General features: G+C 71.4%; 12 protein-coding genes. 5 read left to right on the plus strand and 7 right to left on the minus strand.

The annotated features are described in order from the left end of the window. Nucleotides 1–57: 57 nt before the first annotated feature. The 3 genes from ACGG9C_RS12365 to ACGG9C_RS12375 form a co-directional block, all read right to left on the minus strand. Nucleotides 58–705 (minus strand): SDR family oxidoreductase, encoded by a 648-nt coding sequence (locus ACGG9C_RS12365; RefSeq protein WP_194384772.1) that lies wholly within the window; start codon nucleotides 703–705, stop codon nucleotides 58–60. Nucleotides 706–797: 92 nt separating this feature from the next. After that, complete coding sequence (locus tag ACGG9C_RS12370; RefSeq protein ID WP_194384771.1) at nucleotides 798–1,238, minus strand: hypothetical protein; 441 nt, start codon at nucleotides 1,236–1,238, stop codon at nucleotides 798–800. After that, nucleotides 1,225–2,316 (minus strand): lactate dehydrogenase, encoded by a 1,092-nt coding sequence (locus tag ACGG9C_RS12375; protein WP_194384770.1) that lies wholly within the window; start codon nucleotides 2,314–2,316, stop codon nucleotides 1,225–1,227. Before ACGG9C_RS12375 ends, ACGG9C_RS12370 begins: the two co-directional genes overlap by 14 nt. Nucleotides 2,317–2,405: 89 nt before the next feature. Between ACGG9C_RS12375 and ACGG9C_RS12380 the strand changes: the two genes are divergently transcribed. Further along, complete coding sequence (locus ACGG9C_RS12380) at nucleotides 2,406–3,446, plus strand: LLM class flavin-dependent oxidoreductase (protein WP_194384769.1); 1,041 nt, start codon at nucleotides 2,406–2,408, stop codon at nucleotides 3,444–3,446. Between the two features lie 189 nt (nucleotides 3,447–3,635). On the opposite strand, the gene ACGG9C_RS12385 is transcribed toward ACGG9C_RS12380, so the two are convergent. From ACGG9C_RS12385 to ACGG9C_RS12395, 3 genes are all read right to left on the minus strand, one after another. Next, the gene (locus ACGG9C_RS12385) at nucleotides 3,636–4,025 is read right to left on the minus strand and encodes a (deoxy)nucleoside triphosphate pyrophosphohydrolase (RefSeq protein ID WP_272872948.1); all 390 of its coding nucleotides are present in this window, start codon (nucleotides 4,023–4,025) and stop codon (nucleotides 3,636–3,638) included. A gap of 1 nt (nucleotide 4,026) precedes the next feature. After that, the gene (locus tag ACGG9C_RS12390; RefSeq protein WP_194384767.1) at nucleotides 4,027–4,530 is read right to left on the minus strand and encodes a bifunctional nuclease family protein; all 504 of its coding nucleotides are present in this window, start codon (nucleotides 4,528–4,530) and stop codon (nucleotides 4,027–4,029) included. Between the two features lie 70 nt (nucleotides 4,531–4,600). Then, nucleotides 4,601–5,104: a MarR family winged helix-turn-helix transcriptional regulator gene (locus tag ACGG9C_RS12395; RefSeq protein ID WP_071044393.1), complete on the minus strand. Its 504-nt coding sequence runs from the start codon at nucleotides 5,102–5,104 to the stop codon at nucleotides 4,601–4,603. Between the two features lie 122 nt (nucleotides 5,105–5,226). On the opposite strand from ACGG9C_RS12395, the gene ACGG9C_RS12400 reads away from it, so the two are divergent. The 4 genes from ACGG9C_RS12400 (at nucleotide 5,227) to cydC (ending at nucleotide 11,109) form a co-directional block, all read left to right on the plus strand. Continuing rightward, entirely contained in the window at nucleotides 5,227–6,654 is a 1,428-nt protein-coding gene (locus ACGG9C_RS12400) for a cytochrome ubiquinol oxidase subunit I (protein WP_194384766.1), read from the plus strand. Between the two features lie 18 nt (nucleotides 6,655–6,672). After that, nucleotides 6,673–7,704 carry a cytochrome d ubiquinol oxidase subunit II gene (cydB, locus tag ACGG9C_RS12405; protein ID WP_194384765.1) on the plus strand — a complete coding sequence of 344 codons (1,032 nt, stop codon included), beginning with the start codon at nucleotides 6,673–6,675 and terminating at the stop codon, nucleotides 7,702–7,704. Nucleotides 7,705–7,777: 73 nt separating this feature from the next. Further along, a complete protein-coding gene (gene cydD, locus ACGG9C_RS12410) occupies nucleotides 7,778–9,439 on the plus strand; it encodes a thiol reductant ABC exporter subunit CydD (protein ID WP_194384764.1) in 1,662 nt (553 codons plus the stop codon). Next, nucleotides 9,436–11,109: a thiol reductant ABC exporter subunit CydC gene (gene cydC, locus ACGG9C_RS12415; RefSeq protein ID WP_390178691.1), complete on the plus strand. Its 1,674-nt coding sequence runs from the start codon at nucleotides 9,436–9,438 to the stop codon at nucleotides 11,107–11,109. The genes cydD and cydC overlap by 4 nt, the downstream gene beginning before the upstream one ends. Nucleotides 11,110–11,113: 4 nt before the next feature. Here the strand turns inward: cydC and ACGG9C_RS12420 are convergent, their stop codons facing one another. Further along, entirely contained in the window at nucleotides 11,114–12,664 is a 1,551-nt protein-coding gene (locus ACGG9C_RS12420) for an SDR family oxidoreductase (protein WP_194384763.1), read from the minus strand. Nucleotides 12,665–12,711: the final 47 nt, after the last annotated feature.

Consider the following 12,711-nt stretch of genomic DNA (forward strand, 5'->3'; position numbering starts at 1 on the left):
AGGAATCATCCTCTCGGAGCGGGATCTCCTCCGCAGGGAGGCCGACGCGGACGCGCGTCAGGCGCGGACGGCCTCGGCGATCGGGGTGTCGCCGTTGTTGAAGCGGATCGTGCGGCCGATCGTGGAGTCGTCCGCGATCACCGCGGCGATCACACCGGCGACATCGGCGCGCGCCACCGATCCGGCCTCCGCGGCTTCGGTGTCGATCATGCCGGTGCCGTCGTCCTCGGTCAGCGAGCTCGGCGCGAGGATCGTCGCGTCGAGGTCGGCGGCACGGAGGTGCTCGTCGGCGGCGGCCTTGGCCTCGGCGTACGCGAAGAAGGGATTGTCCTCGGGCACCCTGTGGTCAGGACCGGCACCGAAGTACGACACCATCACATAGCGACGCGCGCCGGCGGCGACCGCCGCATCCATCGACCGGATCGCAGCGTCGCGGTCCACCGCGTACGTGCGCTCGGGGTCTCCCCCGCCCGCGCCGGCCGACCAGACGACCACGTCGTTGCCGCTGACGAGGTTGCGCATCTGCTCGTCGTCGAACGACTGCACGTCGGCGACGAGCGGTGTGGCACCGGTCGCCTGCACGTCGGCTTCGTGGTCGGGGTTGCGGATGACGGCGGTCACGTGATGGCCGGCTTCCACGAGGAGGGGTTCAGCCAGGAGGGCGACCTTGCCGTGGCCGCCGATGAGCAGGATGCGCGTGGTCATGGATGTTCCTTCCGTCGGTGCGGCGAGCCTACCCACGCGAGATGAACCGACCCCGCCGGGAGACATCGCCGTCCGCGTGTGCTACGGCGGCATCATCCGAGCGGAGGCAGCACGGTGAGCGACACGGCGGTCGCCCCCGCGGCGCGCGCGATGTCGACGGCGCGCTCGACAGCATCCAGCGAGCCCGCCAGGAGGGTCGCCCCGCTCCACACGGACAGGGTGACCACGCCGTCGGCTGCCGCGACCTCGACTCCTTCGACGGCGGCGGTCGCACGCACGCGGGGATCGCTCGCCTTCTCCAGACGCACGCCGCGCACGGCTGTGAAGCGGCCGAGTGTGCGCACCAGCACCTCCGCGAGGCGCCGGCTGGCCCGGAACGTGATCGCCATGTGCCCCTCTCCGCCATGCACATCGAGGGTGCTGAACGCCTCGAAACTCACGCCCCTCGTGGAGAAGCACTCCGACAGCGCGGTGAGCGTTCCGCTGCGATCCGCGACACGCACGAACACCACCCAGCGCTCATCGACCGCCATCGCCCACCCCTGCACTCGTCCACGCCGCCAGGGCGGAGGAGATCTGCCGGGACACCGCCGCCAGCCGTCGCTCCTCATCGACCGCGAGGTCGTCGAGGAGGATGCGCGACCATCCGTCGGGACCGACGACCACCGGCAGCCCCAGCACCCCGTGTACGGACTCACCGCCGAAGGAGACCTCGCCGGCGACGGCGACCTGACCCGCGACGACGATCTCCCGTCCGTCGAGGAGCGTGTCGACCATCTCGATCGCGGCACCCGCCGTGCCGTTCGCGGTCTTCGCGCCGCTCGTGTGCGTGAGGTACGGACGCACGACGGCCTCCACATCCGGCGGCCACTCCTCGACGAGGGCGAACGCCTCGGCGGCAGCGCCGCGGCCGAGGCGGGCGAGATCCTGCTTGGCATGGGCGACCTCGTCGACGAAGGTGTCGAGATCCCGGTCGCCGCGGAGCCGGGCGACGACGCCGCGTCGCTCGTCGGCATCCAGTCCGCGCAGCCGCACCGTCGACCACAGCGGCACGGCTCCGTCCCCGTGCTGGCCGGCCACGAACCCGCCGACACGCTGACGCCGGATGCCGAGCGCCGCGGCGATCTCGCGTCGGAACCGCAGCGTGTCCAGCCACGCGCCCATGCCGATGACCCGATGCCGCCCGAGGGCGCGCGCGAAGACGTCGACGCCCAGCTCCACGGGATTGGAGACGACGATGACGACTTCGTGACCGCTTCCGTGCGCGGCGAGCGCCTGCGCATACGTCTCGAAGATCTCCAGGTTGGCCTGGGCGAGCGCATCGCGATCGATGACCTGGTCCGGAGCCGTCGGCACGGTGCGTCCGGCGGCGACCACGACGACGTCGGCGACCACGTCGTCGGGTTCGCTGGCGACGTCGATGAAAGGGGCGTGCTCGTCATAGGCGTCGATGAGGTCGGCGCGCAGGCCGTGCGCGGCACGTCCGGACGCCCCGCCGGACCTTCCCACCAGCTGCAGTCGCGACGTCGGGCGGATCACCCGCCGCTCGATGAGTCCCGCGCACACCGCGCGCCCGACGTCACCCGTCGCACCCAGCACCGCCACATCCACGCTCGGATGCTAGCGGGTCGATGTTTCCGGCACGGTCGCGCAACTGCATCCATCGGAATGAATGCGCGGCGGTCGGCGTTGCAGCCGGTATGGAACGCTTCGGAACGCTCTCCTTCGGTCACTACGGCCCCCTCGGCGGCGGCCGGCAGCTCACGGCGCGCGACTCGATGCACCAGGCCATCGATCTCGCCCAGGGCATGGATGAGATCGGCGCGGACGGCGTCTTCTTCCGCGTGCACCACTTCGCCCGCCAGCAGTCCTCGCCGATGCCGCTCCTGGCGGCGATCGCCGCGCGCACGCGCCGCATCGAGATCGGCACCGGCGTCATCGACATGCGCTACGAGAACCCGCTCTACCTCGCCGAAGAGGCCGCAGCGGTGGATCTCATCAGCGACGGCCGCCTCGCGCTGGGCGTGAGCCGTGGCTCACCCGAGACCGTGGTGCGGGGCTACGAGGCCTTCGGCTACACCGGATCACGCGACCCTCGCGGCGCCGACATCGCCCGCGAGCACTTCGCGACGTTCCTGCGCGCCATCGACGGTGAGGGTCTCGCCGACGGCGACCCTGCATCGCCGTTCGGCGGTGTGGCCGGGAGGGCGCACATCGAACCGCTGTCGGAAGGACTGCGCTCGCGCGTCTGGTGGGGCGCGGGCAATCGCGAATCGGCGGAGTGGGCGGGCCGCACCGGCGTGAACCTCATGTCGTCGACGCTTCTCACCGAGGCCGATGGCACGCCGTTCGATCTCCTCCAGGCTGCGCAGATCGACGCCTTCCGCGCGGCATGGCGCGAAGCCGGCCATCCCGGAACCCCGCGCGTGTCGGTGAGCCGGTCCGTCTTCCCGATCCTGACCGCCGAAGACGCCATGTACTTCGGCGGCGCACAGGGCGGCGACCAGATCGGCGTGATCGACGGGATGCGCTCCACGTTCGGCAAGACCTACGCCGGTGAACCCGATGCCCTCGTCGAGCAGCTGCGTGAGGATGCCGCGGTGCAGTCGGCCGACACGCTGATGCTCACGATCCCGAGCCAGCTCGGCGTCGACTTCAACCTGCGGCTCGTGCAGAACTTCGCCACGCACGTCGCTCCGGCGCTCGGCTGGAGGGGTGCTCCCGCGGCCACGCGCGTCTGAGCCTCCGCGCCCACGCGCCTGGCCTTGCCCGAGCGTCCTGCCCGTGCGCCTCACCCGAGCCCCTCACGATGGTCGGAGATTCGGCCCGATGTCGGATGATTCGCGGCCGATCCTCCGACATCGGCGCGATTCTCCGACATCCACGGAGCCCCCGGGCGGCCGGGGGAGCCCGGGGGCTCCGGGGCGAGGTCAGGGGCGGGACAGGAGGCGGACGGCGGGGAGGTCGGGATCTGCCCACTCCAGCGACGGCAGGTCGGCCGGTGCCGTCCAGCGCAGCTCGTCGTGGTCGGTGCTGCTCTCGGGTGCAGCGTTGAGCAGTGTCGCTCGCAGGCAGACGAGTCGGATGCTGCGCCCGCCCACGACGGTGACGTCGGCCGTCAGCTCGCCGACCACTCTGATCTCGACCCCCAGCTCCTCGGCGATCTCACGTCGCAGCGCCTGCTCGGCCGTCTCGCCCGGCTCGATCTTGCCGCCGGGGAACTCCCACAGCCCTCCCGCGGAGCGGTCGGCGCGCCGACGGCACGCCAGCACGAGACCGTCACGCTCGATCACCGCCGCGACGACCTGGAGGACGGTCACCTCAGCTGCGGAAGTCGTCGGGATCGACATCGTCCAGGAACCGCTTGAACTCGTCGACCTTCTGCTCCGCCGCCTCGGTCTCCTCCGCATCGGCGAGCATGTCGGTCACGCCCGCCTCGTCCATGACGGCATCGGCGACCCAGATCGGTGATCCCGTGCGCGAGGCGAGCGCCACCGCGTCGGAGGGGCGTGCATCCACGACACGCGCGCCCAGCGCCGTGGTCACGGTGACCTCGGCGTAGAAGGTCCCCTCCTCGATGCGGGTCACCTCAACCCGATCGACCGCACCACCCATGCTCTCCAGGAGGGTCTTCATGAGGTCGTGGGCCAGCGGCCGAGGGGTCGGCGCACCCTCGACGGCGACGAGGATCGACGTCGCCTCCTGCTCCCCGATCCAGATGGGAAGCACTTTGCCGGCGCCCGGGACCTCGTCCACGGGCTTGAGAAGGATGACGTGCTGTCGCGAGGCGTCGAGCGCGACGCCGGCGACGCGGACCTGCACCATGGCGACCTCCCTGGATGGGCGTGGTGCCATCGTACGACCCGGCGGGCGAGACGTCTCGGGTGGGCAGTCGTCAGTCGACGGGCGCGTCCAGCAGGGTGCGCAAGAGCCTCGTCAGGGTGGCGCGATCGGCGTCGGAGACACCTGCCAGCACCTCGGCTTCGCGCTGCGCGAGCGCGGTCATCGCCGCATCGACGTGGTCGGCCCCGGCATCGGTGAGCTGCACGAGCACACCCCGTCCGTCGAGCGGATTGGCCTTGCGGGCGACGAAGTCACGGGCGACGAGGTTGTCGAGGCGGTGCGACATCGCGGCGCTCGAGATCATCGAGGCCTCGATCAGCTGCGCCACCGACAGGCGATGCGGCGGCTCGGCACGGCGCAGCGCCGCGAGCACGTCGAACTCCCACGCCGCCAGTCCCGCTCCCCGGAAAGCCGCCGAGCGAAGCCGCCCGAGGCGCAGCGCGACCCTTCGCAGCCGCGAGAACACGTCGAGCGGCGTGAGGTCGACATCGGGAAGCCGCGTCGACCACGCGTCGATCAGCAGATCGACCTCGTCATCCGGCCCCGCTTTCGCCATGGCTCGAACTTACCGAACTCCTTCGACGACGAGACATCTCGTCCTCTCGATGTTGTGTGGTCAGACCACACCCGGATATCCTGACGGCACCTGAACCAGCGCCCCTACCCGGAAGGTGCACCGTGGAACTGCTCGACCCCCTCCTCCTCGCCCGATGGCAGTTCGGCCTCACCACGCTCTACCACTACCTCTTCGTGCCGCTCACCCTCGGGATGGCGCTGGTCACCGCCATCTTCCAGACGGTGTGGCACCGCACCGGCGATGTGAAGTGGCTGCACCTGACGCGGCTGTTCGGGAAGATCTTCCTCATCAACTTCGCGATGGGCGTGGTCACGGGCATCGTGCAGGAGTTCCAGTTCGGCATGAACTGGTCCGCCTACTCCCGCTTCGTCGGCGACGTCTTCGGCGCGCCGCTCGCGTTCGAGGGGCTCATGGCCTTCTTCTTCGAGGCCACGTTCATCGGCGTCTGGATCTTCGGGTGGAACCGTCTGCCGAAGAAGCTGCACCTGGCGAGCATCTGGGCCGTCGTGTTCGGGTCGACCCTGTCGGCGTACTTCATCCTCGCGGCGAATGCCTTCATGCAGAACCCCGTGGGCTACCAGATGGCCGCCGACGGCGGACGCGCCGAACTCGTCGACATCGTCGCGGTGCTCACCAACCCGGTCGTCCTCGCCGCCTTCCCCCACACGATCACGAGCGCGTGGATGTTCGCCGCCGCCATCGTCATCGCCGTCTCGGCGTGGCACCTGCGCCGCGGCCAGCACCTCGAGACGATGCGCTCATCGCTGCGGTTCGGCCTGTGGTTCATGGTCGTCTCGTTCATCGGCGTCGCCCTCAGCGGCGATCAGCTGAGTCTGGTCATGGTCGAGACCCAGCCGATGAAGATGGCCGCCGCGGAGGCGATGTGGGAGAGCGCGTGCGGGGCGGATGCGTCGTTCTCGATCTTCTCCATCGGAACGCCCGACGCCTCGCACGAGGTGTGGTCGCTGCGCGTGCCCTATCTGCTGGCCTTCCTGTCGACGCACGATCTGAACGGCTGCGTCGAGGGCTTCAACGACCTGCAGGCGCAGTACGAGACGCTCTACGGCGCCGGCGTGGACTACATGCCGATCGTGTGGGTCACGTACTGGTCCTTCCGCTGGATGATGGGCCTCGGCGGCGCGGCGTTCCTCATCGCGATCGCCGGCCTGTGGCTCACCCGCAAGAACGCCAAGCGGGATGTGCCGCAGTGGGCGTGGCGCGTGGCGATCTGGGCCGCTCCGCTGCCGCTGCTCGGCAGCCTCGTCGGCTGGGTCTTCACCGAGATGGGCCGTCAGCCCTGGATCGTCTTCAGCCTCATGCTCACCGAGGACGGCGTCTCCCCCAACGTGCCGGGGTGGACGGTGCTGATCTCGCTCGTCGCCTTCACCCTGATCTACGCGGCCCTCGCGGTGGTCGAGTTCGGCCTCATCAAGAAGGCCGCGCAGAAGGGCCCTGACCCCCTGCCCGGCCCCGACGACCCCGATCCGAACGACGTGTCCGTCGAAGACACCCCCACGACCGTCTACTGAGCAAGAGCGGAGCACATCATGGATCTCGCCTACCTGTGGTTCTGGATCGTCGGCTTCCTGTTCGTCGGCTACTTCGTCCTCGACGGCTTCGACTTCGGCGTCGGCATGTCGCTGCCGTTCCTCGGCAGGAACGACGTGTCCCGACGACAGATCATCAACACGATCGGCCCCATCTGGGACCTCAACGAGACGTGGGTCATCGTCGCGGGCGCGTGCCTGTTCGCGGCGTTCCCCGAGTGGTACGCCACGCTCTTCAGCGGGTTCTACCTGCCGCTGCTGCTCATCCTCCTCGCCCTCATCGCGCGCGGCGTCTCGTTCGAGTACCGGCACCAGCGCGAGGGCGAGGAGTGGAAGCGACGCTTCGACGGGATGATCGTGATCGGTTCGGCCGTCCCCGCCCTGCTGTGGGGCGTCGCCGTCGCGAACATCGTGCAGGGCGTGCCGATCGACGCGGACTTCGAGTTCACCGGCACGCTGCTGACGCTGCTGAATCCCTACGGACTGCTGGGCGGGGCGACCACCCTCCTGCTGTTCTTCACCCACGGGCTGTACTTCGTGGCGCTGAAGACCGACGGCCCGGTGCACCGCGATGCCCGGTCACTCGCGAAGCGCTCGGGTCTGCTGACGGTCGCGGTCGCCGCGGTGTTCCTGGTCTGGACGATCTTCATCGCCGCCGGGCGGGAGGCGCCGCTGATCGCGTTCGTCATCGCCGGCGCCGGGATCGCGGCGGTCGCCCTCGTGATGTCGGTGATCTTCAACGCGCGGGACCGCGAAGGCTGGGCGTTCGGTGCCGGCGCGGTGACGATCGTCGCGGCCGTGCTGACGCTCTGGTTCGCCCTGTTCCCCTACGTCATGCCCTCGAGCACCGACCCCTCGTTCAGCCTCACGATCGAGAACGCGTCGAGCACCGACTACACCCTGACGATCATGTCGTGGGCCGCGCTGGTCTTCCTGCCGCTCGTGCTCGCCTACCAGGCCTGGACGTACTGGGTGTTCCGCAAGCGCGTGACCCGCGACGTGATCGAGCGGGCGTCGGTGGCCGCGCACTGATCGCGCCCGCCCGCGGGCCGCTCTCCCGGCGGGGAGCGGCCCGCGGCATCCGAACGAGTAGGGTCGAATCGACGTGAGCGACACAGGACGAGCCGAGCGGCGCACCCCTCCGGTGGACCCGCGCCTGCTGCGGTATGCCCGCGCCTCACGCGGTTTCTTCGTCGCGATCGCGGTGCTCGCCGTCGCCCAGACGATCGTCATCGTGGGCGTCGCGTGGCTGCTCACCCGCGCGGTGACGGGTGTGATCGACGGGATGCCGTGGCCCGAGCTCACCGCGACGGGCGCCTGGCTGGCCGGCGCGGTGGCCGTGCGGGCGCTGCTGCTGTGGGCACGGGAGGCGGTGTCCTCCCGCGCTGCCGCGCGCGTGGAGTCGCAGCTGCGCGACGGCCTGCTCGATGCCGTGGACCGCCTCGGACCCGGCTGGCTCGCCGAGCGGTCGACCACGGCGCTCGCTCTGACCGCCGGGCGGGGTCTCGCGGCGCTCGAGGCGTACTTCGGGCGGTACCTTCCCCAGCTCGTGATGACCGCCGTCGCCACGCCGCTGCTGATCGTGGTGATGTGGTGGCAGGACGTGATCTCCGGTCTCACGGTCGTGCTGACCCTGCCGCTGATCCCCTTCTTCATGGTTCTGATCGGGCTGGCCACGCAGACGCTGCAGGCGCGGCAGTGGAGCACTCTGCGCCGCCTCGCCTCGCGATTCGCCGACACCGTGCAGGGGCTCGGAACCCTCAAGGTGTTCGGCCGGCAGCACCGCGCCGTCGCCTCCGTCGAGCGCGTCACCGACGGCTATCGCGTCGAGACGATGAAGGTGCTGCGCGTGTCGTTCCTGTCGGGGTTCGCGCTGGAATTCCTGGCGAGCATCTCGGTGGCGATCATCGCCGTCTCGATCGGCTTCCGCCTGATCGACGGCTCCCTCGCCCTCGGCGTCGGCCTGTTCGTGCTGCTGCTGGCTCCCGAGGCGTACCTGCCGCTGCGGCAGGTGGGCGTGCAGTTCCACGCCGCCGCCGAGGGGGTCGCGGCCACGACCGACGTGTTCGAGGTGCTGGATGCCGCCCGCGACCTCGACGCGCAGCGAGATGCCCGGGAACCCGCACCGCGCAGCGGGGTGCTGACCCTCCGCGAGATGCGGGTGAGCCGAGGCGGCCGCCCCCTGGCTCCGGTGTCGTTCACCGCCACGCCGGGCAGCGTGACGGTGCTGATCGGCCCCAGCGGAATCGGCAAGTCGAGCGTGTTCGCCGCGCTCCTCGGCACGGCGGACTTCTCGGGCTCGGCGACGTGGGGCGATCGCGACGTCCGCCGCCTCACCGCGCCGTCGTGGCTCGCCTGGGCGGGCCAGCGCCCGGGACTGTCGGCCGGCACCGTCGCCGAGAACGTCGCGCTCGGCGACGAGGAACCGGATGCGGCGCTCGTCGGCGCATCCCTCATCGCGGCATGCGCCGACGACGTCGATCCGCAGAAGGTGCTCGGCGTTCAGGGCGCGGGACTCTCGGGCGGGCAGGCGCAGCGCGTCGCCGTCGCGCGAGCGCTGTACCGTCGCGCGCGCTTCGCTCTGCCGGTGGTCGCCTTCGACGAGCCGAGCGCCGCCCTCGACGCCGAGACCGAGGCGTCGCTGTGGCGCGCCCTGCGGGCCGAGGCCGACGGCGGCGCGGTGGTGCTGCTGATCTCGCATCGCGACAGCGCCCGTGCGATCGCCGACCAGGTCATCGACCTCGCCGCCGCGGAGGTGCCCGCGTGAACGCCGCCGACTCCCGCACCCGCGAAGTGCTGCGCGGAGCGATGCCACCGCTGCGTCGATTCTGGCCGGCGATCGCCTCCGGCTTCGCGTCCGAGGCCTCGGCCGTGGCGCTCCTGGCGGTGAGCGCATGGCTCATCGTGCGCGCGAGCGAGCAGCCCCCGGTGCTGTACCTGACCGCCGCCGTGGTGGGCGTGCGCTTCTTCGCCATCGCGCGCGCCTGCTTCCGCTACCTCGAACGCCTCACCGGGCACGACGCCGCGCTGCGACAGCTGGCCACCACCCGCACGGATCTGCTGCGCCGCCTGGAGCCGCTCGCTCCGGACGGCCTCACCCGCACACGACGCGGCTCGGTGCTGTCGAGCCTCGTCGACGACGTCGACGATCTGCAGAATCTGCCGCTGCGCGTCGCCCAGCCGCTGCTCTCGTCGGCCATCGTCGCGCTCGGCGCGGTGGTGCTCGTGGCCGTCGTGGCGTGGCCGGCCGCCGTCACCCTGCTCGCGTGTCTCGTCACCGCGGGCCTCGCCGCGTGGGGGTGGGGCTGGGTCGCCGGGTCTCGCGCCGAGCGCGACATCGCGACCCTGCGGGGCCGCCTCGCCGACGCCGTGGTCGATCACCTCACCAACCTCGACGTGCTCGCCGCATTCGGCGCCGAGCGAGGCAGCCGCCGGCGCGTGCACGAGGCCGACCGCGCCCTGCGCCGCGCGGTCGTGCGGCGAGCCGGGGCGCAGGCGGGAACGGCCGCGATCGTCTCGCTGCTGGCCGGGCTCGCCTCGCTCGCCGCGGTGTTCGCCACCGCGCCGCTCGTGACGGCCGGCACCCTCGACGCCCCCGGGTTCGCGGTGGCCGTGCTCGTGCCGATGGCGGTGTTCGAGGTGTTCGCGGCGGTGCCGCTCGCCGCCGCATCATGGCGGCAGGTGCGCGGCTCCGCGGAGCGCATCGCGGCGACCGTGCCCGAGACCGCACCCGCAGAGCTCCCCGCCGAGCGGCGCGCGACCGGCGATGCTCCCCCGCTGGGCGACGGACTGACGCTGCGCGACGTCTCGGTGAGCTGGCCCGGAGCGCCCGCGCCCGCCCTGCACGGGATCGACCTCGACGTGCGTCCCGGGGAACGCCTGCTCGTGGTCGGATCCAGCGGCGCCGGCAAATCCACCCTGGCGCACGCCCTGGTGCGGTTCCTCGATGTCGACGGCCGGTACACGATCGGCGGTCGCGACGTGTCGGAGCTCGCCCCCGACGACGTGCGCCGAACGGTCGGGCTGTGCGAACAGCATCCGATGCTCTTCGACGAGGACATCCGTCAGAACCTCGTCTTCGCGCGCGACACCGCGACGGATGCCGATCTCGAGGCGGTGCTGGAGCGTGTCGGTCTCGGCCCCTGGCTGCGGGAGCGCGGCGGCCTCGATGCCCGCGTGGGCGAGCGTGGCGCGCTCGTCTCGGGTGGGCAGGCGCAGCGACTGGCGCTGGCGCGCGCGCTGCTGCGAGGCTTCCCCGTCCTCGTGCTCGACGAACCCACGGCGGGCGTCGATCCGGCGGCCTCCGACGCGCTGCTGGCCGACCTGCTGCAGGCGACGCGCGACGATCAGGCGGTCGTCCTGATCTCGCACGTGCGCGTGCCGGAGTCGCTCGTGGACCGCACCGTGCGGATCGCGCACGGCGAACTCGTGCGATGACGCTTCAGGTCGAATCAGATGCGGCCTGAGCCCGATCCTCCGCCGCGGCCGTGATGCGCGCGGCCATGCCGGTGAAGATGAGCCCGTGGAAGGGCAGCACGGCGAGCCAGTAGAGGCGGCCGGTGAGCCCGCGCGGGAAGAAGATGGCGCGCTGGTCGTAGCGGGCGCCCTCCCCCTCCGCGCTCGCACGCAGCTCGAGCCACGCGGCACCGGGAACCTTCATCTCCGCCCGCAGGCGCAGCAGCCGCCCGGGCTCGATCGCCTCCACGCGCCAGAAATCGAGGGCGTCTCCGACGCCGAGGCGCGCGCGGCTGCGGCGGCCGCGCGCCAGGCCCACGCCGCCGACGAGGCGATCCATCCAGCCGCGGATCGCCCAGAGGAGACCCGCCGAGTACCAGCCGTTCTCTCCGCCCACGCCCTCGATGACGTTCCACAGCTGGTCGACGGGAGCATCGGTCAGCGCCGTGCGCGAATCGGTGAAGACCGTGCGGCCGGCCCAGTCGGGGTCGCTCGGGAGCGGATCACTCGGCACCCCGACGAGGTCTGCGTCGCGCCAGCTCGTCTCGACCTGGTCGGAGTCGACGCGGCCGAGAGCCAGTCTCACCGCGTCGCGATACGGGGTGAGACCCTCGTCCGGACGCGGGATGAGGTCGTCGACGTCGTCGCTCTTGACGACGCACTCGTTCTGCAGCGATGCCACCAGGGGGCGCGCGATGGATGCGGGGATGGGGGTGACCAGACCCACCCAGTGGGAGGCGAGCCCCGGCGTGAGGACCGGCAGCGGCGCGATGGCGCGCTGCGGCAGCCCCGCCTCGACCGCGTAGCCGTTCATCATCTGGCCGTAGCGCAGCACATCCGGCCCGCCGATGTCGACCGCCCGGTTGACCTCGTCCGGGATGCGGGCGGCACCGAGCAGGTAGTGGAGCACGTCTCGCACCGCGATCGGCTGGATGCGGTTGCGCACCCAGCGGGGCGCCGGCATGTACGGCAGCACCTCGGTGAGGTGGCGCACCATCTCGAACGACGCCGACCCCGAACCGATCACGACGCCGGCCTGCAGCACCAGAGCGGGCACCGTGCTGTCGAGGAACGTCTCCCCCACCTCCACGCGAGACCGCAGGTGCGGCGAGAGGTCCACGCCCTCGGGATGCAGCCCGCCGAGATAGACGATGCGCGAGACGCCTGCCTCCTCCGACGCGCGCACGACGGCGTGGGCGGCGCGCCGATCGGCGTCTTCGAAGTCGCGCCCCGCCGACATGGAATGGATCAGGTAGTACAGCACGTCGGCGTCGGCGGCCGCCTCGGTGAGCGCATCGACGTCGGTCGCCGTTCCCTCCACGACCTCCACCCGCTCGCCCCACGGGAAGGCCGCGACGCGACGCGCGTCTCGGGCGAGCAGGCGCACCCGGTATCCGGCCGCGAGCAGCCGCGGCACGAGCCGACCGCCGATGTATCCGGTGCCGCCGAGCACCAGGGCGCGCGGGGGGCTGCCATCGGCGCGAGGCTCAGCCTGCAGCGCGGGTTCACGGCCGGTCGGCGAGGAGAGATCGTCCATGATCGCGAGGCTACGCGGCGGCATCCTCTCGCCATGAGGGCTTGACG

Source organism: Microbacterium sp. MTN4-26, from assembly GCF_042846595.1.
GTDB lineage: Bacteria > Actinomycetota > Actinomycetes > Actinomycetales > Microbacteriaceae > Microbacterium > Microbacterium luteum.